Here is a 21,404-nt window from a genome sequence, read left to right as displayed (position 1 = left end):
GAACGGGTCGCCGGGGCCGGCGGATCAGTTTACGGTGCGGTCCGGCGCGGTCGGCCGCCAGGTCCCGTGCCCGGCCGGCGGCCCGTCCAGCGCCAGCGCCGCGAAGGTGGCGAGCCAGTGGTCTGCGGTGAAGTCCCCCGAGACGCAGTGCGGCAGGCCGGCGACGAGGTGGTCGCGGGCCACCGCTTCGAGGACGGCGGTGCGCGGGTCGCCGCCGGGCAGGGCCGCGGCGATCCGGCGCAGCGCGGCCGCCCGGCTCAGCGACAACCCGACGAGGTGGCCGATCTGGGGGTCGGCGGGGTCGGAGACGGTGGGCGGGGCGAGCAGCCCGGCGGGGGCCCGGCGCTCGGCCCCGGGCAGGAACCGCGCAAGCCACGGCGCGAATTCCGCGGGTGGCAGCACCCGGCTCATCGCCTCGGCCTCGGTGAGCGCCGGGGAGAGGAAGTCCTGCCCGGAGGGCTCCCAGTGGGCGGGCGCGTCGTGGTCGTCGGCGAACCAGCGCCGCAGGGTCCCGGTGACGGGCGCGACGAGGGCGGGGCGGCCGGCCGCCGCCGCGCAGTCCAGGACCAGGCCGAGCGCGAACGCGCTGTTGGTGTGGGTGCCGTGGCGCACCGGATAGGTGGCCCGCCGCAGCCAGCCGAGCAGCAGCGCCTCGACGGCCTCGGCAGCGGGGGCCAGCGCCGCCGACCAGCGCTCCCCCGCCGCGCCGCCGAGCGTCCGGCACTCGGCGGCCAGCGCCAGCAGCCAGGCCCACCCGTAGGGCCGCTCGAAGGACGGATGGGCCCGGAGGTAGGCCGTTTCGGCGGCGAGGTGGGCGGGGGTGAGGCGGGCGTCGAGGACGCCGGTGACCGCGTCCCGGGGGACCCGGTCCGGGCAGCGGCGCAGCAGCCGCACCAACAGCCAGTGCATGTGGACCGAGGAGTGCCAGTCGTACGACCCGTGGAAGGCGGGGTGGAGTGTCTGCGGCGGCACCAGGTCCTCGGGGCCGGCCAGCAGGTGCATCGGGGCGTAGGGGTAGGCGCGGGTGACGTTGGCCAGTGCCAGGGCGGCGAACCGGCCGGCGTGCTCGGCGAGTCCGGTGGCCCGCGCGCCTTGGCCGTCGCCGCTCAATGCAGCGCCCCGCCGGCGAGGCGGACATCGGTCCGGGTGTGCGCGGCCGCCACCATGATCTCGTGGAGGGCACGGGTGACCGCGGCGGCCGGGAGCGAGGGCTGCGAGCGGTCGGTGACCTGCTCGGGCACGTAGGGGACGTGCACGAACCCGCCGCGGACACCGGGGAGTTCGGTGGCGAGGAGGTGGGCGAGGCCGTAGAAGACGTGGTTGCAGACGAAGGTGCCGGCGGTGTTGGAGACGGAGGCGGGCAGTCCGGCGGCGCGGACCGCCGCGACGCACGCCTTGACGGGGAGGGTGGCGAAGTACGCGGCGGGGCCGCCGGGCACGATCGGCTCGTCGATCGGTTCGGCGCCGGACGAGTCGGGGATCCGGGCGTCGTCGACGTTGATCGCGACGCGTTCGACGGTGATGTCGGGGCGGCCGCCCGCCTGGCCGACGCAGACGACTATCTCGGGGCGGGCCTCCTCGATGGCGGCGCGCAGCACGGCCACCGACGCGCCGTAGACGCAGGGCAGTTCGGCGGCGGACACCTCGATTCCGGCGGGCGGTTCGTCGGCGGCGGCGCGGACCGCCTGCCAGGAGGGATTGACGCTTTCCCCGTCGAAGGGGGCGAATCCGGTCAGCAGTACCCGGGTCATACGGTCATCCTTGGTGCGGGGTGCGAAAGGGCACAGACGGGGGCGTGCGCAGGAGGGTGTGGCGGACGGCGGGGCGCCGGCGGCGGGGCCGTCCGCCCGGATGCGGCCCGCCTCAGAAGGCGAACAGCGTCATGATCACGATGTTGCAGCCCAGCAGGACGCCCGCGGTGGGCAGTTGGGCCTTGATGGGCCCGTACTGGTCCTTCAGCTCCAGCAGGGCGGCCGGGACGATGTTGAAGTTGGCCGCCATGGGGGTCACGAGGGTGCCGCAGAAGCCGGCGAGCATGCCGATGGCCAGGACCGCGGCGGCGTTGCCGTGGAAGTGCCCGATCAGGACGGGCCAGCCGACGGCCGCGGTCATCACCGGGAAGGCGGCGAAGGCGTTGCCCATGATGATGGTGAACGCGAACATGCCGACGCAGTAGACGACGATCGCGATCACGAGGGAGTCCTTCGGCAGGACCGACGTGGTGAGCTTGCCGACCTGGTCACCGACTCCGGAGACCTGGAAGATGGCGCCCAGCGTGGCCAGCATCTGCGGCAGCAGCATCGCCCAGCCCATCGCCTCCAGCATGGAACGGCCGGACTGCACGGGGACCGAGAGCCGCTTCTCGCGCAGCATGACCATGCCGACGACGAGGGCGACGACGGCCCCGATGCCCAGGCCCAGGATCGTTTCGCTGCCCTGCTGGAGGACCGGCTCGCCCCCGAAGGAGAGGTGCTTGACGCCGATGGCGCAGGCCATGGCGACGACCGGGATGGTGAGCGCGGGGACGAACAGCCGGTTGCCGAACCGGGCGGCGCTGGCGGCGCGTTCCTCGGTGGTGGTGGTGCGCGGGGTGCCGCGGCCGGTGAAGCCGAAGCCGGCCAGCGCCGCCATGACGAGGACGGCGACGCCCAGCGGCTCGGCCGGGGCCTGCTTGGTGACGACCCAGCTGCTGTAGATGAAGCCGGCGCCGATCAGGCCCCAGAAGGCGCCGGTGCCGTAGCGCTTGGGGTTGCTGCGGTCGGTGACCATCTGAGAGGCCATCACCAGGAAGCTGAGGCCGACCAGCCAGTAGAACCACTCTGCCTTGATCACTGGGCTGCCTCCACTGCGGCACTGGGCTGGACGTCGGCGGTGAGCAGCTCGCGCTCCAACTGGCGGTCCAGGCGCAGCAGTCGCCAGCCGTGGACCACGAAGGCGCACACGGCGGTGGGGATCGCCCACAGCGCGAGGTGCAGCGGTTCGAGGTGGGTGCCGTAGGTGGTGTTGACGAAGCCGGTGATCAGCAGGATCGAGCCGACGGCGAGGAAGACGTCCTCCCCGAAGAACAGGCCGATGTTGTCCGCGCTGGCGGAGAACGACCGGACCTTCTCGCGGGTGCGGTCCGGCAGGGCCCCGTACTTGCGCTCGGCGGCGCCCTCGGCCATCGGGACGGCGAGCGGCCGGACGGTCTGGGCGTGCCCGAAGACGTTGGTCAGTCCGACCGCGGCGCCGATCTGCCGCAGGCCCAGATAGAGCGCCAGGAAGCGGCCGGTGGTGAGCCGGCCGAACCGGGCGATGAGGTTGCGGGCCTGCTCCTGGAGGCCGTAGCGCTCCAGGAGGCCGATGACCGGCAGGGTGATCGCGAAGATGGTCACCGCCCGGCTGCCGGCGAAGCCCTCGCCGAAGGCGGCGAGCACCTTGCCGGGTGAGAGTCCGCCCAGGAGGCCGGTGGCGATGCCCGCCACCCCCACGACCAGGAGGGGATTGCGTTTCGTGGCGAAGCCGAGCACGACCACGAGCACGCCGAGGAGGACGATCATGGATCCGCCTTCCGCGTACGGGACCCCTACGGGTCCGGGGAGAGGGGTGAGGAGATGCAGCGGAGGCTAGGCGATTGTTCAACGATCCGACAAGAGGTCTGCCAAGGGGAATCCTGAAACCTTCCGCATCCGCTCCCCGGAACCCCGGTCACTGCTCCGCGATGCGCTGGGCGTACGCCCCGGACAACTGGACCCGCGAGTCCTCCAGGTAGGACCCCAGCAGCCGTTCGGCCTCGGCGGCATCGCCCGCCTGCAGCGCCTCGACGATCTGGCGGTTGCGGGTGAGATAGGGCGCGTGGAACCGCCGGGGGTCGGCCATGACGTGGAAGACCAGCCGGAGCTCGGCCAGCACGCCGCGCATCAGCTCGTCGGTGCGCGGGCTGCCCGCCAGGGCCACGATGCCCTGATGGAAGCGGATGTTGGCGGTCGAGAGGTCCTGCCAGGCCCGCTCACCGGAGGCGGCCTCACCGGCCTGCACCGCGGCCTCGATCGCCGCGAGGGCCTCGCGCACGCGGTCGTCGTACGGCCCCTTCCCCAGGCCCCGGACCGCCGCGCACTCCACCAGCATGCGCACCCGGTAGATGTCGTCCAGGTCCTCGACGGTCACCACCCGCACGAAGACCCCGCGGTTCAGCTCGTGCACCAGCAGCCGCTCGTGCGTCAGCAGCCGGAACGCCTCCCGCAGGGTGTTGCGCGAGACGCCCAGCGCCCCGCCGATGCTCTCCTCGGAGAGCCGGGCGCCGGGCGCGAAGTAGCCCTCGGCGATCCGGTCGCGCAGGATGTCGGCGACCCGCTCGGCGGTGCTGGCGCGGCCCAGCAGGGCGCGGTCCCGTTCCAGTCCCGCGACCTCGGCGAGCCGCCGCTGATCGTTCTTCGCCACTCCGCCGGCCATGCCGCCGCTCCCCGCTCTCGTACCGTGCCGGGCGGCCGGGTCGGGCCGTCCGGGTGCCGTATCGAGCGGAAGTCAATCCCACCTGAGGGGACAAAACAACGGAGCTCCCACCGAACGGCGCAGACCTCTTGTCGGATCGTTGAACGATCCTCTACGTTGTCCCCAACGCCGGTCGGCTCGATGGCCCTCGGGGGAGAGTCACTACGGATAGGGCCGGCCGGCCCGAACGTTCCCGTCCGCCCCCGCCCGAAAACCCGGGCCGCGGTGCCCCGCACCCGGCCCGCCCGCCCGGCACCGAGCACTTCTGGAACGGACCGACATGACCGACGCGGTGGACGCCGTGGACTGTGCGGATGCTCCCGTCATCGACCTCAACGCCGACCTCGGCGAGGGCTTCGGCCGCTGGCAGCTCACCGACGACGAGGCCCTGCTGTCCGTCGTCACCAGCGCCAACGTCGCCTGCGGCTTCCACGCCGGCGACCCCGCCACGATGCGCCGGGTGTGCGAGCTGGCCGCCGAGCGCGGCGTGGTCGTCGGCGCCCAGGTCTCCTACCGCGATCTGGCCGGCTTCGGCCGCCGCGCCATGGACGTCCCGCCGGACGAGCTGGCCGACGAGATCACCTACCAGATCGGCGCGCTGGAGGTCTTCGCCCGCGCCGCCGGCACCCGCGTCGCCTACGTCAAACCGCACGGCGCGCTCTACAACCGCTGTGCGCACGACGCGGAGCAGGCCGGTGCGGTCGTCGCCGGCGTCCGTGCCGCGGGCGGCGCGCTGCCGGTCCTCGGCCTGCCCGGTTCGCGGCTGCACGAGGCCGCCCGGAACGCACAACTCCCCGTCGTCGCCGAGGCGTTCGCCGACCGCGCCTACACCGACCAGGGCACCCTCGTCCCGCGCCGGGATCCGGGCGCGGTGGTCCACGACCCGGACGAGGTGGTCAAGCGCGCCGTCGGCATGGCCCGCGACCGGGCCGTCACCTCCCTCGGCGGCCGGCGGATCGCGGTCGCCGCGCGCTCACTGTGCCTGCACGGCGACACCCCCGGCGCGGCCGGCCTCGCCCGGCGGGTGCGGTCCGAGCTGACCGCGGCCGGGGTGCGCCTGCGGAGCTTCGCATGAGGCCGCTGCCGGTCGGCGAACACGGGCTGCTGATCGAACTGGACGACGCCGAGGAGGTCGAGGCGCTGCACGCCGAGCTGCTGCGCCGGGCCGCGGCCGACGCCCTGCCGTGGGCCGGCGGCGGTGCCCCGTCGGAGCGACGCGGCGAGATCGTGCCGGCCGCCCGCACGGTCTTCCTCGACGGTCTGGCCGACCCCCGCGGACTGATCGCCGAGCTCGCCACCTGGGACATCCCGCCGCTGACCGCCGCCGGCCGGCCCACCGTGGAGATCCCGGTGCGCTACGACGGCCCGGACCTCGCCGACGTCGCCGCCCTGTGGGGCAGCACCCCCGACGAGGTGGTCCGGCGGCACTCCGGCACCGCGTTCCACGTCGCCTTCTGCGGGTTCGCGCCCGGCTTCGGCTATCTGACCGGGCTGCCCGAGCCGCTGCACGTACCGCGCCGGGACACCCCCCGTACCAAGGTCCCGGTCGGCTCCGTCGGGCTGGCCGGCCCGTACACCGGGGTCTACCCGCGCTCCTCCCCCGGTGGCTGGCAGCTGATCGGCACCACCGACGCCGTGCTGTGGGACCCGCGCCGCGAACCCGCGGCACTGCTCGCGCCCGGCACCCGCGTCCGCTTCGTCCCCGTGGAGACCGCCCGGTGAGCGACCGCGCCTTCTCGGTGGTGCGGGCCGGCGCGCTCACCATCGTCCAGGACCTCGGCCGGCCCGGCCACGCCCACCTCGGGGTGCCGCGCTCCGGCGCCCTCGACGCGCCCGCGCACCGCCTCGGCAACCGCCTGGTCGGCAACCCCGAGTCGGCCGCCACGCTGGAGACGATGCTGACGGGCTGCGCCGTACGGGTCCGCCGGGCCACCACCGTCGCGGTCACCGGCGCCCCCTGCCCGGTGACCGTCGACGGCCGCCCCGCCCCCTGGGGCGCCCCGTGCCACGTCCCGGCGGGCGCCGTCCTGGACGCCGGACCCGCCACCCACGGGCTGCGCTCCTATCTCGCCTTCGCCGGCGGCATCGAGGCCGAGGAGGTGCTCGGCAGCCGCTCCACCGACCTGCTCTCCGGGCTGGGCCCCGACCCGCTCACCGACGGTGCCGTGCTGCCGCTGGGCGCGCCGCACGGCCCGCCCGCCGCCGCCGACGCCGTCCCGCACGCCGGCCCGGTCACCGAGCTGCTCCTGCCGTTCCTGCCCGGCCCGCGCGACGCGTGGTTCACCGAGGCCGGCCTGCGCACCCTCACCACCGGCCGCTTCCGGGTCTCCCCGGCCGGCAACCGCATCGGGCTGCGCACCGAGGGCCCGCCGCTGGAACGCGCCCGCCCCGGTGAACTCCCCAGCGAGGGAATGCCGTTGGGCGCCCTTCAGGTCCCGCCCAACGGCCAGCCGGTGCTGTTCCTGCACGACCACCCCACCACCGGAGGCTACCCGGTCGTCGGCGTCGTCCCCGAACGCTTCCTGGCGCCCGCGGCGCAGGCGGTGCCGGGCACCCCGGTACGGTTCCTGCGCCTGCGGCAGGGCGGACAGACCTAGGGCGTGTCCGGCGCCCCGTACCCCCCGCCGCCCGGGGTGCGCATCACCAGGACGTCGTCCACGCCCGCCTCCGCGGTGTCGCAGCCCCGCAGCTCCTCGTGCGAACCGTCCGCCCGTTCCAGGGAGTTGGCGCCGAGCGCACCCGGGGCGCCGCCCGCCATGCCGTACGGCGGGACCCGGCGGTGGTTGGTCAGCAGGGCCAGGGTCATCGGCTCCAGGAAGCGCAGCCGGCGTTCGACGCCGCAGCCGCCGTGCCAGCGGCCGCGGCCGCCGCTGCCGTCCCGGATGGCGAAGCTGTCGACGCGGACGGGGTAGCGCCACTCCAGCACTTCGGGGTCGGTCAGCCGGGAGTTGGTCATGTGGGTCTGCACGGCGTCCGCGCCGTCGAAGCCGTCTCCGGCACCCGAGCCGCTGGCGACGGTCTCGTAGTACTGCACCCGGTCGTTGCCGAAGGTCAGGTTGTTCATCGTGCCGGAGCCCTCCGCCTGGACGCCGAGGGCGGCGTAGAGCGCGCCGGTGACCGCCTGGGAGGTCTCCACATTTCCTGCGACGGTGGCCGCCGGGTAGGCGGGGGCGAGCATCGAGCCCTCCGGGATGCGGACCTGGAGGGGCTTGAGGCAGCCGCTGTTGAGCGGGATGTCCTCACCGACCAGCGTGCGGAAGACGTACAGCACGGCCGCCATCACCACCGAGCTGGGCGCGTTGGCGTTGCCCGGCGTCTGCGGGGAGGTGCCGGCGAAGTCCAGCACGGCGCTGCGGGCGGCGCGGTCGACGGTCAGCGCGACGTGGATCTCCGCGCCGCTGTCGGTCTCGTAGCGGCAGCTGCCGTCGGACAGCCCGGCGAGGATCCGGCGTACGGATTCCTCGGCGTTGTCCTGGACGTGCCCCATGTAGGCGCGCACCACGTCCAGGCCGAACTGCTCGGTCATCCGGCGGAGTTCGTGGATGCCCTTCTCGTTGGCGGCGATCTGGGCGCGCAGGTCGGCGAGGTTGGCGTCCGGCGCGCGGGAGGGGTACGGGCCGGCGGCGAGCAGGGCGCGGGTCTCCTGCTCGCGCAGTTTCCCGTCACGGACCAGCAGCCAGTTGTCGAAGAGGACGCCCTCCTCCTCGATCGTCCGGCTGAAGGCGGGCATCGAGCCGGGGGTGATGCCGCCGATCTCGGCGTGGTGGCCGCGCGAGGCCACCAGAAAGAGCAGTTCGTCGCCCTCGGCGGTGAACACGGGGGTGACGACCGTGACGTCCGGGAGGTGGGTGCCCCCGTGGTAGGGGTCGTTGACCGCGTACACATCGCCCGGCCGCATGTCGTCGCGGCGCCGCCTGAGCACCTCCTTGATGGACTCCCCCATGGAGCCCAGGTGCACCGGGATGTGCGGGGCGTTGGCGATCAGATTGCCCTCGGCGTCGAAGAGCGCGCAGGAGAAGTCGAGGCGCTCCTTGATGTTGACCGAGTGTGCGGTGTTCTCCAGGCGGACGCCCATCTGCTCGGCGATGGCCATGAAGAGGCTGTTGAAGACCTCCAGCATCACCGGGTCGGCCTCGGTGCCCACCGCGACCCGGCCGGTGCGCGGCTCGGTCCGGGTCAGGACGAGGTGGCCGCGGTCGCCCATGGCCGCCTGCCAGTCGGGGTCGAGGACCGTGGTCGCGTCCTCCTCGGCGATGACCGCCGGGCCGGTGAGGGTGTCGCCGGGGCGCAGGTCGGTACGCCGGTAGAGGCCGGTGTCCCGCCAGCGGCCGCCCGCGTACATCCGGACCGTCGCCGCGGGCCGCAGCTCGCCCTCCCGGCCGCCGGAGGGCACCTCGTAGCCGCGGGCCCCGCCGGCCTCGCCTCGCGCCTCGACCGAGACCGCCTCGGCGACCAGCGGCTTGTCCATGGTGAAGGCGTAGCGCTCACGGTGCGCCTCCTCGAAGGCGGCGGCCATGGCCTCGGCGTCGGCGAGCGGCACGCCGAGCGTGGCGTCGGTGCCGGCGTAGCGGACCAGCACCCGGGCGCGGGTGGTGACGGAGGCGTCGGGCACGCCGTCGTCGAGGAGTTCGCGGCGGGTCTGCCCGGCGAGCGTGCGGCACACCTCGTGTACCCGGTCGACGGCCGCGGGGTCGGTGAACTCGGCCTCGACCGCCTGCTCGCGCATCGCGGTGGCGTCGGCGACACCGATGCCGTACGCGGAGAGCACCCCGGCCAGCGGCGGCACCAGGACCGTGTCGATGCCCAGGGCGTCGGCGACCGCGCAGGCGTGCTGGCCGCCGGCGCCGCCGAAGCTGGTGAGGGCGTAGCGGGTGATGTCGTGGCCGCGCTGGACGGAGATCTTCTTGACCGCGTTGGCCATGTTGAGCACCGCGATCTCCAGGAACCCGGCGGCGACCTCCTCGGGGCCGCGGTCGTCGCCGGTCTCGGCGGCGGCCCGGGCGGCCAGCTCGGTGAACCGGTCGCGGACCGTCCGGTCGTCCAGCGGCCGGTCGCCGTCCGGCCCGAACACCGCGGGAAAGTGGGCGGGCTGGATGCGGCCGAGCATCACATTGGCGTCGGTGACGGTGAGCGGGCCGCCGCGCCGGTAGCAGGCCGGTCCGGGGTCGGCGCCGGCCGAGTCGGGGCCGACCCGGTAGCGGCGGCCGTCGAAGTGCAGGACGGAGCCGCCGCCCGCCGCGACGGTGTGGATGTTCATCATGGGGGCGCGCATCCGCACGCCGGCGACCTCGTTGCCGAAGACCCGCTCGAACTCGCCGGCGTAGTGCGACACGTCGGTGGAGGTGCCGCCCATGTCGAAGCCGATCACCCGGTCGTGGCCGTCGCCGGCCTCGGCGGCGGTGCGGACCATGCCGACGACGCCGCCGGCCGGCCCGGACAGCACGGCGTCCTTGCCGCGGAAGTGCGCGGCCTGCCGCAGCCCGCCGTTGGACTGCATGAACATCAGCCGGATGCCGGGGAGTTGGGCGGCGATCTCGTCGACGTAGCGGCGCAGGATCGGGGAAAGGTAGGCGTCGACGACGGTGGTGTCGCCGCGCGGTACCAGCTTCATCAGCGGGCTGACCTCGTGCGAGCAGCTGACCTGTGTGAAGCCGGCGCGCCTGGCCAGCTCGGCGACGGCCCGTTCGTGGTCGGCGTGGCGGTAGCCGTGCAGCAGGACGACGGCGGCGCTGCGCAGCCCGTCGGCCCGGGCCCGCAGCAGCGCCGCACGGACCCGTTCGGGGTCCAGCGGCCGGACCGGCTCGCCGTGTGCGCCGATCCGCTCCGGCACTTCGATCACCCGGTCGTAGAGCGCCTCGGGCAGCACGATGTGCCGGTCGAAGATCCGCGGCCGGTTCTGGTACGCGATCCGCAGCGCGTCCCGGAAGCCCTCGGTGATCAGCAGTACGGTCGGTTCGCCGGTGCGTTCCAGGAGGGCGTTGGTGGCGACGGTGGTGCCCATCTTGACGACGGAGACCCGCTCGGCGGGCACCGGTTCGTCGGGCCCGAGGCCCAGCATCATCCGGATGCCGGCCACCGCCGCGTCCCGATAGCGCTCGGGGTGATGGGAGAGCAGCTTGCCGGTGACCAGCCGCCCGTCCGGGCGCCGGCCGACGACGTCCGTGAAGGTGCCGCCGCGGTCGATCCAGAACTCCCAGCGTCCGGTCGTCACCCTGTCATTGTCGCAGCGCCCGGCGCGGTGGCGATGTCTTCGGGCACACGGTCGGCGGCCGGCGGGGTGGCGGGGTCCTTCGGCAGGCGGTCCGCGCCGAGTGCGGTGAGCGCGCCGCGGGTGGCCTGGTCGGCGGCGGCGTCCAGCAGCCGCCCGGTGCCCGCCAGACCGTGCCGGCACTCCTTGACGGCCAGGGCGAGCAGGCCGGGCAGCAGATCCGTGCACCGGGCGGCGACCCAGCGCGTGCCCCTGGTCGCCATCCACAGGGCGGACCCGGCGCGGCTCGGGGGCCGGCCGTCGAGGGTGAGGGCGGGCGGCCGCCCGACGGGCAGGCCGGTGTCGGCGAGCGCCGCGTGGAAGGCGCGGGCCAGCAGCCGGTGGCCACGCTCGCTGGGATGCAGCCGGTCCACGCTCCACGAGCCGCGGTCGGTGACCCAGGGGTGGTCGGCCAGGTGCAGATGCACGCCCCCGTAGCGGGCGGAGACGGCGTGGACCACGGTGTTGACGGCCCGCATCCGGCGCGCCAGCGGACGGGCCAGCGGCGCGGGCAGCCCGAGCATCCGCCCCGGATCGGGCAGGCACGCGGTCAGCACCACGGCCCCGTCGGCGCTCAGCGCGCCGTGCGCCAGGTCCAGGGCGGCCGCGACGCGTTCGATGGCGAAGGCGTCCCGCAGGGTGTCGTTCGCGCCGACGACCAGCGAGACGTACCGCGGCGTCAGCTCGCGCGCGGCGGGCAGCTGCCGTTCGGCGATGTCCGCCGCCAGCGCCCCGCTCCGCGCCAGGTTGACCAGCGCGACGCTGCCGGGCGTCTCGCCGAGCGCGTCGGCGAGCAGGGCCGCCCAGCCGCGCCAGCCGCCGCCCCGTACGGGATCGCCCAGCCCCTCGGTCAGCGAATCGCCGAGCGCGACGAAGCGGTACGGGCCCGCGGCGCCACCGGCCGCCCCGGAGTCGGGTGCCGCCACTCCCTCGGACGCCATGGTCACCTCCCGCTCCGGGGGCCGGCCGGGTGCGGCGGGACCGGCGCGGCAGCCGGCCGGCCGAGCGCCACGGGCGCGTCGTGCGCCGCGAGGAACGCCTCGACGGCCGGCTGCCAGCCGTACCCCTCCGCACGCCGGCGGGCGGCGCCGCGCCGCGCGGGCCCGGGCCGCGCGAGCACCCGCTGGACGGCGTCGGCGAACGAGGGCCCGTCGTCCAGCGCGGTGTCGCCGCCGCTGCCGACGAGTCCGGCCAGCGCCGAGGCCGCGCTGGCGACGACCGGGGTGCCGCAGGCCAGTGCCTCGAGGGCGGCCAGCCCGAACGTCTCGGCCGGTCCGGGCGCCAGCGCGAGGTCGGCGCTGGCCTGGAGCGCGGCGACCCGGGCGCGGTCGGCGAGGTGCCCGAGGAACGCCGCGGGCAGCCGCTCGGCGCGCGCCCGCGCCTCCAGACGGGACCGCAGCGGCCCGTCACCGACCACCACCAGCGCCGCGTCGACGCCGCGCCGGCGCAGCTCGGCCAGGGCGTCCAGCGCCCGCCCGGGCCGCTTCTCCTGCGACAGCCGGGAGCACATCAGCAGCAGGTGCTCGGCCCGGCCCGCGCAGCGGCGGCGCAGTTCCGCGCTGCGGCAGTCCGGGTGCCAGGCGGCGAGGTCGACGCCGAGCGGCGCCCGTACGACGTTGCGCGCACCGGCCCGGGTGAACTCCGCCGCCGCCCACTCGGTCGTGCACACCACCCGGCTGTAGGCGTGCGCGGTACGGCGGTTGAGCCGGTCGGCGGCGGCCCGGGCGAGCGGCTGCGGCACGCCCCAGGTGCGCAGCACCCCGTCGACGCTCTCGTGCGAGACCATCACGGCGGGCACCCGGGCCCGGCGGGCCCACTCGCCGGTCCAGCGCAGCGTCGTCCGGTCGGAGACCTCCAGCCGGTCGGGGGCGAGCGCCGCCAGCAGGCGCTGCAGCTGCCGCCGGTCGGTCAGCATGCGGTAGCCGCCGCTGCCGGGCAGCTCCGGCCCGGGCAGGGTGATCACCCGTCCCTGCGCGGTGAGTTCGTCGCGTATCCCGCCCGCGCCGCCGGTCCCGGTGCGGCCCGGCGGTCCGGGCACGATCAGCACCGGTTCGTGCCCGGCGGCCCGGTAGCCGGCGCCGAGCTCCCGCAGGGCGGTGCGCAGCCCGCCGGAGGCCGGGGTGACGAAGTTGGCGATCCGGACGATCCGCAGGCCCGCGCCGGCCTCTTCCCGCCGGTTCATGCCGCCACCGCCGTCCGGTCGGCGAGCACGGCCTGGTAGTGGCCCAGGAGCTGGTCGCCGACCGCCTCCCAGGTGCGGTCGGCGACGGCCCGGCGGCCCGCGGCGCCGTAGCGGGCGCGCAGCTCCGCGCTGCCCCCGAGGAAGCGCACCGCGTCCCGGAAGGCGCCGCCGTCGCCGGGTGTCACCAGCAGGCCGGTACGCCCGTGGTCGACCAGGTCGACCGGTCCGCCGGCCCGCGGCGCGACCACCGGCACGCCGGAGGCCATCGCCTCCTGCACGGTCTGGCAGAAGGTCTCGTACGGCCCGGTGTGCACGAAGACGTCCAACGAGGCGTAGAGGCGGGCGAGTTCGTCGCCGGTGCGGCGGCCGAGGAAGCGGACCTCGGGCAGCGCGGCGCGCAGCCCGGCGGCGCTGGGCCCCTCACCGATGACGACGGTGCGCACGCCGGGGAGCCGGGAGGTCTCGGCCAGCAGCCGGACGTCCTTCTCCGGCGCCAGTCGTCCCACGTACCCCACCAGCAACTCTCGCCCCGCGGCCAGCGAACTGCGCAGCACGGGGTCCCGCCGCCCCGGGTGGAACCGCCGGGAGTCGACGCCGCGCGGCCAGAGGTGGACCCGCGGCACCCCGTGCTCGCTCAGGTCCAGCAGCGCCGCGCTGGAGGGCGCGAGGGTGCGGTCGGCGGCCGCGTGCACCGCCCGGATGCGCCGCCAGGCCGTGGCCGCGCCGCCTCCCAGGTAGGTACGGGCGTAGCGGCCCAGATCGGTCTGGTAGACGGCGATCGCGGGCACCCGGCGCCGGGCCGCGGCCGCCATGCCGCGGGCTCCGAGGACGAAGGGGCTGGCGAGGTGCACCACGTCGGGACGGTGCTCGGCGAGTGCCCCGGAGAGCCGGCGCCCGGGGAGCGCGATCCGCACCTGCGGGTATCCGGGCAGCGGCATCGAGGGCACCCGGACGACGGGGCAGGGGCTCTCCCACGTCGCGGCGCCGGGCGCGCCGCCACCGAGCGGTGCGATGACGAGCGGTTCGTGCCCGCGCCGTACGAGGTGCCGGGCGGTTTCCAGGGCGCAGTGGGCGACGCCGTTGACATCGGGCGGGAAGGATTCGGTGACGATGACGACACGCATACCGCTGTTGTCGGCGTGCCGTGCGTTCAGGGAGCCAAGGGGATCTTTCCAGCCGGAGAACGTCCCATGAGCGTTCCCCTGCGCGCGGCGCCGCCGCGGGGGTGTCAGGCTGAAGGCGGGGGCGCGCGGACGGACGACGAGGAGGCCCTGTGACGGCGGACGGCGCGGAGACGGGCGAACCCTCGGACGGCATCCCCCCGCGGATCGGCGCCCCCGCCCGCCGGGCGCTGGAACGGGCCGGCTATCTACGCCTCTCCCAGCTGGCCGGCGTCAGCGAATCCGAACTGCGCCAGCTGCACGGCATGGGCCCCAAGGCCCTGCACATCCTGCACGACGCCCTGAAAGCCGAGGGCCTCTCCTTCGCCGAAGACCAGGACCACCCCCGCTCGCGCCCCCGGCCCCGCAACGAGCCCTAGGTGTATTGACACGCAGGGTTGTTCACGCGGGTGATGGGTGGCTTGCCGCCGAGTGCGGTGTGGCTGCGGTGGTGGTTGTAGGTGTGGAGGAAGTCTGTCAGGGCTGCGGTGCGTTCGGTGTTGCTGGTGTAGGGCCGGATGTAGGCCCATTCGTCGAGCAGGATGCGGTTGAAGCGTTCCACTTTGCCGTTGGTCTGTGGCCGGTAGGGCCGGATGCGCTTGTGGGCGATGCCGGCCGCGGTGAGGGTCCGGGTGAACAGCTTGGACTTGTAGCAGGAGCCGTTGTCGGTCAGGACGCGCTCGACGGATATCCCATGCGAGGCGAAGAAGGCTTGGGCCCGGCGCCAGAAGGCGATCGCGGTTTCCTTGCGTTCGTCGATGTGGACTTCGCTGTAGGCCAGGCGGGAGTGGTCGTCGACGGCGGAGTGGATGTAGCTGTAGCCGATCACCGGCTTGCAGCCCTTGCGCTGGTCGGTGGTGGCCTGCTTGTTGTGGGCGCCCGCGGTCCTGCCGACCGTGCGCCAGCCGCCTCCCTCGGGGATGTTGCCGAGTTTCTTGATGTCGACGTGGACCATCTCGCCGGGCCGGGCTCGTTCGTAGCGACGGATCGGCTCGCCGGTGGGCCGGTCGAGCCAGGCCAGCCGGTGCAGGCCACGGCGGGTCAGGACCCGATGCACGGTCGAGGCCGGCAGACCGAGGATCGGGCCGATCCTGGCCGGACCCAACTTGCGGGTTTGTCGCAGCGTGCAGATACGGTCTTCGACGTCAGGCGCCGTGCGGTGTGGGGTCTTATGCGGTCGGCTGGAGCGGTCTTGCAGGCCGGCGTCGCCTTCTGCCAGCCACCGTCGCATCCACTTGTGGGCCGTGGGCCACGATACGCCCATTTCGGCGGCGACGTGGGCCACAGGCCGTCCGCAACGGACACGTTCGACCAGCAGCCGCCTGCCGTGAAGGGAGTCAGGGCGGAGCCCTGGCGACCGACGACAACGCGGCGAGGTGCGGTGCCAGACCCCGCGAGCCCGGCATGATCCAAACGACAGCCCCTAGCCCGCGGCCGACGGCGGTACCTCGACGACGAAGAACAGGAAGCAGGTCTTGGTCGAAAGGTCATCGAAGCCGTCGGGGAACAGTTCACGGGCGGCCGGGTCCGGCTGCGGCTCGCTGAGGACAGAGAGGCGGAAGCCGGCGGTGGTGAAGGCATCGGTCATCGCGTGCAACGGCTTGCGCCAGAACCGCATCGGGACGGACTGCCCGTTGAACGTCCAGTCGAAGGTATAGCTGGTGGTCGCGAAGTAGTCGGGCCGGGGATCCTCGATCGTGTAGGCCACGAAAGGGTGCTCCACCGACGCGATCAGCCGGCCGCCGGGCCTGAGCACTCGCCGTAGCTCGGCCAGCGCCGGCCCCCAGTCCTCCAGGTAGTGCAGTACCAGCGACGCGACCACGTCGTCGAACGCACCGTCGGCGAACGGCAGACGGTCGCTCAGGTCGGCCACGTGCAGGACCACGTCGTCGCCCAGCCGCCGCCTGGCCAGCGCCAGCATCCCGGCGCTGGCATCGATGCCGGTGACGACCGCGCCGCGCTCGCGCAGGGCAGCCGACAGGGGGCCCGAGCCGCAGCCGGCGTCCAGGATCCGACGGCCGGCCACGTCTCCGGCCAGGGCTAACATCGCGGGCCGCGCGTAGTACGCGTTCACGAGGTTGTTCTCGGTTTCCGCCGAGTACGCCTCGGCGAAGCTGTCGTAGTCATTGGCCCGGACCGGATCCGCGGGCCGGGCGACGCTCTCGGGCACGTTGGTTGCGCGTTCCATCGGCGCAGCCTATTAGTCACACGATCCGCCGGACAGAACCTGAGTCACCCCGCCCCGGACGCCCTCCCCCGTCGAGGCGTCCGGTCACACCGCCGAGGCGTCCGGTCCGAATCTGCTGCGGACGGCCGTCTGTACCTCGGCCTCCTCGGCCGGGTCGGCGGCGAGCCGGCGGAGTTGTTCGACGACCCGGGCGTCGCCGGTGGCGGCGTGCAGGGCGGCCAGCTCGCGGGTGGTCTCCTCGCAGTCCCAGAGGCACTCGACGGCGAAGCCGGCCGCGAAGCCCGGGTCCGTGGCGGCGAGCGCGGCGGCGGCCCGGCCGCGGAGGTGGGAGGAGGAGGTCTCGCGGTAGACGTGCCGCAGTACGGGGGCGGCGCAGGCGACGCCGAGGCGGCCGGTGCCGTCGACCAGCTCCCACAGGCCGTCCGCGTCCGGACCCTCCTCGCGGACCGTGCGGCGCAGCGCGGCCAGCACCAGCTCGGCGTCCCGCTGCGCGCCGCGGCGGGCGAGGATCGCGGCGGCGGAGGCACCGAGCCGGTCCGCGCGCGGCGCCCAGACGCGGGCCCGCTCCACGGCGGCGACGCTGCGCATCCGCTCGAAGGAGGCGAGCGCCGCGGAGACCAGCGGCTCGGAGGAGAAGGGGCAGGTGGCCGCGTCCTCGATCAGGTCGAGGGCGTCGGGATCGCCGCGTTCGGCGAGGTGGTGGAGCACGGCCGCGCGGGCCGCGTCCGGTCCGCTGCGGGCGGCCCGCAGCAGCTCGGGGCGGTCCTCCGGGGCGACCACGGCGCCCAGGCACCGGGCCGCGGCGAGGTACCGGTGCTCGGCGGGCTCCAGGTCGAGCCCCTCCTGGGCCCACTTCAGGACCTCGGTCACGCTCCAGCCGGGACGCGGCCCGCGGGGCCGCAGCTGCCGCTGCCAGCGATCGAAGGAGCCCTGCTCCCCGGCGGCGGAGAGGCGGGCGCCGTAACGGGGGTCCTCGGCCCACAGCCGCCAGGGCCGGGGCTCGAAGGCGTCACGGACGGCGGCGGCCAGCTCGGCCTCGCCCTGCTCGGTCGCGGGGAAGCGGGCGAGCACGGCCGGGGCGAGGGTCATCAGCCCGGCGTCGTCGTCACGCAGAGCGAGCTCGTCCAGAGCCCACCGCCAGTTGCTGCCGGCCGCGGCGTAGCTGCGCAGCAGCAGTCGGGCGGCGTCCCTGCCGTACGCGGCGAGGTGGCCGAGGACGGCGAGGGCGAGACCGGTGCGCTCCTCCCCCGTGTCCAGGAGGTCGTCGGGGTGGAAGAGGTGCCGTTCGATCTCCTCCAGGCCGCCGTCGAGCTGCATGTACAGGCGGGCGTAGTACAGCGAGCGGTTCTCCACCTGCCAGTCGCGCCGGGGGTCGCGCAGCACGCAGTCGTTGAGTGCCGCGAGCGCCTCCGCCCGCGGCGCCGCGAGGGCATGCAGGGTCCCGTCGCCGCGGCCTCGCTGAAGGAGGCCGAGGAGGGTGCCACTGGGCGCTATGTCTGGATCGAACATGAGGTCAGCATCCGGTGCGGGGGACGGGCTGGCAACGGGATTTCCGCTGACCGGCATTCTTGCCGGTGATCACGGGCCGTATGCACGGTATCCCTCGTCAACCCCGTGGAATCGGCGGGAATGCGTGCAGTGCGGCGGCCGAAGCCTAGCCTGGAAGCTGTCATTCCGCAGGTTCCACCCGGGTATGCCAGAAGACGGCCAGTGGCATATGCCAGGTGCACCACCGTATCGGGTAGTGCCAAATCCCTTACGCAGGGTCGCTGCCTGTGCAACAGTCGTAACCGGCCCTTCAGCCCGGCGCCGCCTGATCACGGAGTACGTCATGCCGTCCCCCCTCTTCGCGGACCACCCAGCCGACCGGCCTCCCGAGCGCGACACGGTCGAGGCCCTCATCACGCAGGCGCGCCGCCTGCGCGGCGGTCTCGACGCGGTGCGCCGGGAGTCCACGGTGGACACCGGCCTCGCCGCCGACCCGCAGCTGCGCTGGCAGAGAGCGCTGTGCGATCTCGCCGTGCACCACCTCGACGATCTCGGCGGCCATCTCGACCAGCTGAGAGAGGGCCTGCCTACCGAGAGTGACGACGTCCCGGACACGGTCGACGAGCTGCCGCCGGCCCCGCCCGAGCCCGCACCGCACGAGCGCGGTGCCCTGCTGCGCCGGGTGGGCAGCGCGGAGTGGAATCTGCTCACCGATGAGGTCAGCTGGTCCGACGAGCTGTTCGCCATCTTCGGCCGGGCGCCCTCCGAGGGCCCGCTGACCCTGGACGAGCTCCCGTCGCTGGTCCACGGGGAGGACCAGGAGGGGCTGGCCGCGATGGTCACCGACTGCCTGGTGGACGGCCGGCCGATCGACGGCGAGTTCCGCATCGTGCGGCCGGACGCGAGTCTGCGCACGGTGCACATGGTGGGCGAGCCGGTGCTCGACGCCGACGGCAGCACCGCGTGCATGTGGGCCGTGCTGCGCGACGTCAGTGAGCTGCGCCGCAGCCAGCAGGCGGTACGCGAGACCCGTGACTCGCTGCACCGCGAGCGGCAGATCGCGCAGACCGAGCACCGGCTTGCGGTCGAGCTGCAGGAGGCCGTGCTGCCGCCGTGGCGCGGCTCCCTGCGGTTCCCGCAGGGCGGCCGGGTCGCGCTGGATCTGGCCGGGCACTATCTGCCGTCCGGCACCAGCGCACTGATCGGCGGCGACTGGTACGACGCACTGCAACTCCCGGACGGGTCAACACTGTTGAGCGTCGGCGACCTCACCGGGCACGGCGTCACCGCGACATCCGGGATGGCGATGGTGCTCGGCGCGCTGCGCGGTATGGCCGTCGCCGGACACCGGCCGGGACCGCTGATGGCGTTCCTCAACCAGCTCCTGGACACCGCCGCCCAACCGGCGCTCGGGAGCGCGGTGTGCGGCCGGTTCGACCCGGAGACCCGCACGCTGGAGTGGGCCCAGGCGGGGCACCCCGCACCGCTGCTGTTCCGCGGCGGCACGGGGCGCGCGCTGGACCCGCCCGAGGGCGTGCTGCTCGGGGCGACCTCGGGTGCGGCCTACACCCAGCACACCGAGCAACTGGAGCCCGGCGACCTGCTGGTCCTGCACACCGACGGCCTCGTCCCCCGCCGTTCGCACGGCGCCGGGGCCGCCCATGAGGGTGCCGAGCGACTCCTCGCCCTGGCGCCGCGGTTCGCCGCGGCCCGCAGTGCGCAGGACAGCGTCCGCATCGTCGTCGAGGAGTTCGGCAGCGCCGAACGGGAGGACGACGCCTGTGTGCTGGTCGCCAGGGTCGGCGACTGACACCGGGCACGTCAGCTGAGGGCGGTCCGGCGCATCCGATGCCGGCCGCCCCGACGGCATGCGGTCGGAGCCCGTCCGTGAGGGCATGAGACGACAGATCCTTGAGGTGCGACGGTTCGCCATGTGCCGCGGTGGGCATGCGGATATCCGTCTGCACACCGGGACATGACTTTCCGTCACCTCTGGTGTCTCCGGCACGAGCGGTGCCGGAGCTCTCGTAGGGCGCTTCAGACCGAGAAGTCCTTGCCGAGCGCCGAACCGAGTCCCGGTCCGAGCCCGGGCCCCTTGGCCTTGGGCTTCGCCTTCGGCAGGACATGCTGGATCTCCTCGCGCAGGTCCTGGATCTTGGCGTAGTTCGCGTACTGCCCCGTGAGGCGGAACATTTCGCGGAGCCGGTCCCAGGTCCGGTGGGAGGAGTTCTCGCCGATGGACACCAGCGCGAGCCGGGCGTAGCGGTCGGCCTGTTCGGGGTCGTCGCCGATGAAGCAGGCCGACGCCATGGAGATGTAGTCGAAGATCTGCGACCGTTGGCGGCCGCCTTCGCGCAGCTCCAGTGCCTGTTTGGCGTGGTGTTGGGCGATCTTCGCGGCGGACGGGTCGTGGTCGGCGAGGGTGCGGAAGGCCAGCGCCTCCATGCCGTGCAGATCCGCCTCGTCGAACATCTGCATCCAGCACGGCGGCGGGACGTCGCCCTTGTCCGAGACGAACAGCTCCTCCGCCTCGCCCAGGGTGCGCCGCATCGCCTGGCCGTGCCCCTTGGACGCCTGGGCCCATGCCTCGATGGTGTGCAGCATGGCGCGGGTCCGCGGCAGGGTCTCCTCGCCGGAGCCGGACTTGGCCAGCTTCATCAGGTCCAGCGCGTCGTCGGGGCGGCCCAGATGGACCATCTGACGGGCGGCGCGGGAGAGCGCCTCGCCGGCCCGCGGGCGGTCGCCGCCCTCCCGGGCCGCGTGGGCCGCGATGATGAAGTACTTCTGGGCGGTGGGTTCCAGGCCCACGTCATGGGACATCCAGCCGGCCAGCACCGCCAGGTTGGCTGCCACGCCCCACAGCCTGCGCTGCAGGTGGTCGGGGTGGCGGTAGGCGAGCATGCCGCCCACCTCGTTGAGCTGGCCCACCACGGCCTTGCGCTGGAGCCCGCCGCCGCGGGCCGCGTCCCAGGCGCGGAAGACCTCCACCGAGCGCTCCAGCGCGTCGATTTCCTGCGACCCCACGGGGGCCGCCTCGTAGCGGTCGAGGCCGATCTGGTCGAATTCGTCGAAGGAGTCGGAAGCGAACGGGTCGTCGTGGCGTGAGGCGCCGGCGGGGACAGGATCGGTGTGCAGCCAGTCGTGCATGGCGCCGGTGAGTGCGGAGCCCGCGGCGAGCGCCGCGCCCGCACCCACCAAGCCGCGTCGGTTGAGCATGAGGTCCATTCCCGTGAATTCCGTGAGGACCGCGGCGGTCCGTTCGGGAGCCCACGGCAGACCGTCCATGGCCTGCCGCTTCCCCGAGCGACCGGTTCTTGCGAACCCGAGGTCCTCGATGGTTACGACACGGCCGAGGCGCTCGGTGAACAGGGAAGCCAGGACCTTGGGCACCGGATCGCGGGGGGTCTCCCCCATGTCGATCCAGCGCCGCACTCGCGAGGTGTCGGTCGCCAGCTGCGGATGGCCCATGGCCGCCGCCTGCCGGTTCACGAGTCTCGCCAGCTCTCCTTTGGACCAGCCGGCCAGGCCGAAAAGGTCCGCGAGACGGGTGTTCGGCTGCCTGTCCACGTCAAGCCCCCAGGTTCCTCGACTGAGTTGACAGTAACGGCCGGTGACATGCGCTGGGACCATTCGCCAGGGTTCGCCAGGGTGCGCCAGATGGTCTGCCAC

The 21,404-nt window shown here is 74.1% G+C and carries 18 protein-coding genes; 5 read left to right on the top strand and 13 right to left on the bottom strand.

The window, feature by feature from the left end; translation table 11 throughout:
* Positions 1-24 precede the first annotated feature (24 nt).
* The 5 genes from OO62_RS26540 to OO62_RS26520 form a co-directional block, all read right to left on the bottom strand.
* Complete coding sequence (locus OO62_RS26540; RefSeq protein WP_051733612.1) at positions 25-1,110, bottom strand: DUF2891 domain-containing protein; 1,086 nt, start codon at positions 1,108-1,110, stop codon at positions 25-27.
* Positions 1,107-1,751, bottom strand: a complete 645-nt coding sequence (pcp, locus tag OO62_RS26535) for a pyroglutamyl-peptidase I (RefSeq protein ID WP_033270099.1) — start codon at positions 1,749-1,751, stop codon at positions 1,107-1,109. The genes OO62_RS26540 and pcp overlap by 4 nt, the downstream gene beginning before the upstream one ends.
* Before the next feature lie 112 nt (positions 1,752-1,863).
* Entirely contained in the window at positions 1,864-2,832 is a 969-nt protein-coding gene (locus OO62_RS26530) for a DUF979 domain-containing protein (RefSeq protein WP_033270098.1), read from the bottom strand.
* Positions 2,829-3,539, bottom strand: a complete 711-nt coding sequence (locus OO62_RS26525) for a DUF969 domain-containing protein (protein ID WP_033270097.1) — start codon at positions 3,537-3,539, stop codon at positions 2,829-2,831. The genes OO62_RS26530 and OO62_RS26525 overlap by 4 nt, the downstream gene beginning before the upstream one ends.
* Before the next feature lie 148 nt (positions 3,540-3,687).
* Positions 3,688-4,431 carry a GntR family transcriptional regulator gene (locus tag OO62_RS26520; RefSeq protein ID WP_033270096.1) on the bottom strand — a complete coding sequence of 248 codons (744 nt, stop codon included), beginning with the start codon at positions 4,429-4,431 and terminating at the stop codon, positions 3,688-3,690.
* Between the two features lie 319 nt (positions 4,432-4,750).
* On the opposite strand from OO62_RS26520, the gene OO62_RS26515 reads away from it, so the two are divergent.
* The 3 genes from OO62_RS26515 to OO62_RS26505 are packed head-to-tail and all read left to right on the top strand — an operon-like array spanning position 4,751 to position 7,067.
* Entirely contained in the window at positions 4,751-5,545 is a 795-nt protein-coding gene (locus tag OO62_RS26515; RefSeq protein WP_051733611.1) for a LamB/YcsF family protein, read from the top strand.
* A complete protein-coding gene (gene pxpB, locus OO62_RS26510) occupies positions 5,542-6,192 on the top strand; it encodes a 5-oxoprolinase subunit PxpB (protein ID WP_033270095.1) in 651 nt (216 codons plus the stop codon). Before OO62_RS26515 ends, pxpB begins: the two co-directional genes overlap by 4 nt.
* A complete protein-coding gene (locus OO62_RS26505) occupies positions 6,189-7,067 on the top strand; it encodes a 5-oxoprolinase subunit C family protein (protein ID WP_033270094.1) in 879 nt (292 codons plus the stop codon). Before pxpB ends, OO62_RS26505 begins: the two co-directional genes overlap by 4 nt.
* Here OO62_RS26505 and OO62_RS26500 read toward each other — a convergent pair.
* The 4 genes from OO62_RS26500 to OO62_RS26485 are packed head-to-tail and all read right to left on the bottom strand — an operon-like array spanning position 7,064 to position 14,023.
* Complete coding sequence (locus tag OO62_RS26500; RefSeq protein ID WP_033270093.1) at positions 7,064-10,681, bottom strand: hydantoinase B/oxoprolinase family protein; 3,618 nt, start codon at positions 10,679-10,681, stop codon at positions 7,064-7,066. The genes OO62_RS26505 and OO62_RS26500 overlap by 4 nt on opposite strands.
* The gene (locus OO62_RS26495; protein WP_078617361.1) at positions 10,678-11,658 is read right to left on the bottom strand and encodes an SGNH/GDSL hydrolase family protein; all 981 of its coding nucleotides are present in this window, start codon (positions 11,656-11,658) and stop codon (positions 10,678-10,680) included. Before OO62_RS26495 ends, OO62_RS26500 begins: the two co-directional genes overlap by 4 nt.
* Before the next feature lie 2 nt (positions 11,659-11,660).
* Positions 11,661-12,899: a glycosyltransferase gene (locus OO62_RS26490; protein ID WP_033270092.1), complete on the bottom strand. Its 1,239-nt coding sequence runs from the start codon at positions 12,897-12,899 to the stop codon at positions 11,661-11,663.
* Positions 12,896-14,023 (bottom strand): glycosyltransferase family 4 protein, encoded by a 1,128-nt coding sequence (locus OO62_RS26485; RefSeq protein WP_033270091.1) that lies wholly within the window; start codon positions 14,021-14,023, stop codon positions 12,896-12,898. The genes OO62_RS26490 and OO62_RS26485 overlap by 4 nt, the downstream gene beginning before the upstream one ends.
* A gap of 149 nt (positions 14,024-14,172) precedes the next feature.
* Here OO62_RS26485 and OO62_RS26480 point away from each other — a divergent pair, with 149 nt between their 5' ends.
* On the top strand, positions 14,173-14,439 hold the full coding sequence (locus OO62_RS26480) for a helix-hairpin-helix domain-containing protein (protein WP_051733610.1): 267 nt from the start codon (positions 14,173-14,175) through the stop codon (positions 14,437-14,439).
* Here OO62_RS26480 and OO62_RS26475 read toward each other — a convergent pair.
* From OO62_RS26475 to OO62_RS26465, 3 genes are all read right to left on the bottom strand, one after another.
* Positions 14,436-15,377, bottom strand: a complete 942-nt coding sequence (locus tag OO62_RS26475) for an IS481 family transposase (RefSeq protein ID WP_051733609.1) — start codon at positions 15,375-15,377, stop codon at positions 14,436-14,438. The genes OO62_RS26480 and OO62_RS26475 overlap by 4 nt on opposite strands.
* A gap of 105 nt (positions 15,378-15,482) precedes the next feature.
* Entirely contained in the window at positions 15,483-16,247 is a 765-nt protein-coding gene (locus OO62_RS26470) for a class I SAM-dependent methyltransferase (RefSeq protein ID WP_033270089.1), read from the bottom strand.
* A gap of 84 nt (positions 16,248-16,331) precedes the next feature.
* On the bottom strand, positions 16,332-17,756 hold the full coding sequence (locus tag OO62_RS26465; RefSeq protein ID WP_033270088.1) for a hypothetical protein: 1,425 nt from the start codon (positions 17,754-17,756) through the stop codon (positions 16,332-16,334).
* Positions 17,757-18,078: 322 nt separating this feature from the next.
* On the opposite strand from OO62_RS26465, the gene OO62_RS26460 reads away from it, so the two are divergent.
* Positions 18,079-19,545 (top strand): PP2C family protein-serine/threonine phosphatase, encoded by a 1,467-nt coding sequence (locus OO62_RS26460; RefSeq protein ID WP_033270087.1) that lies wholly within the window; start codon positions 18,079-18,081, stop codon positions 19,543-19,545.
* 227 nt (positions 19,546-19,772) lie between these two features.
* Here the strand turns inward: OO62_RS26460 and OO62_RS26455 are convergent, their stop codons facing one another.
* The gene (locus OO62_RS26455; protein ID WP_033270086.1) at positions 19,773-21,302 is read right to left on the bottom strand and encodes a DNA-binding protein NsdB; all 1,530 of its coding nucleotides are present in this window, start codon (positions 21,300-21,302) and stop codon (positions 19,773-19,775) included.
* Between the last annotated feature and the right edge of the window lie 102 nt (positions 21,303-21,404).

The organism is Streptomyces lydicus, assembly GCF_000717345.1.
GTDB lineage: Bacteria > Actinomycetota > Actinomycetes > Streptomycetales > Streptomycetaceae > Streptomyces > Streptomyces lydicus.
This window is presented reverse-complemented; position numbering and strand designations above follow the sequence as displayed.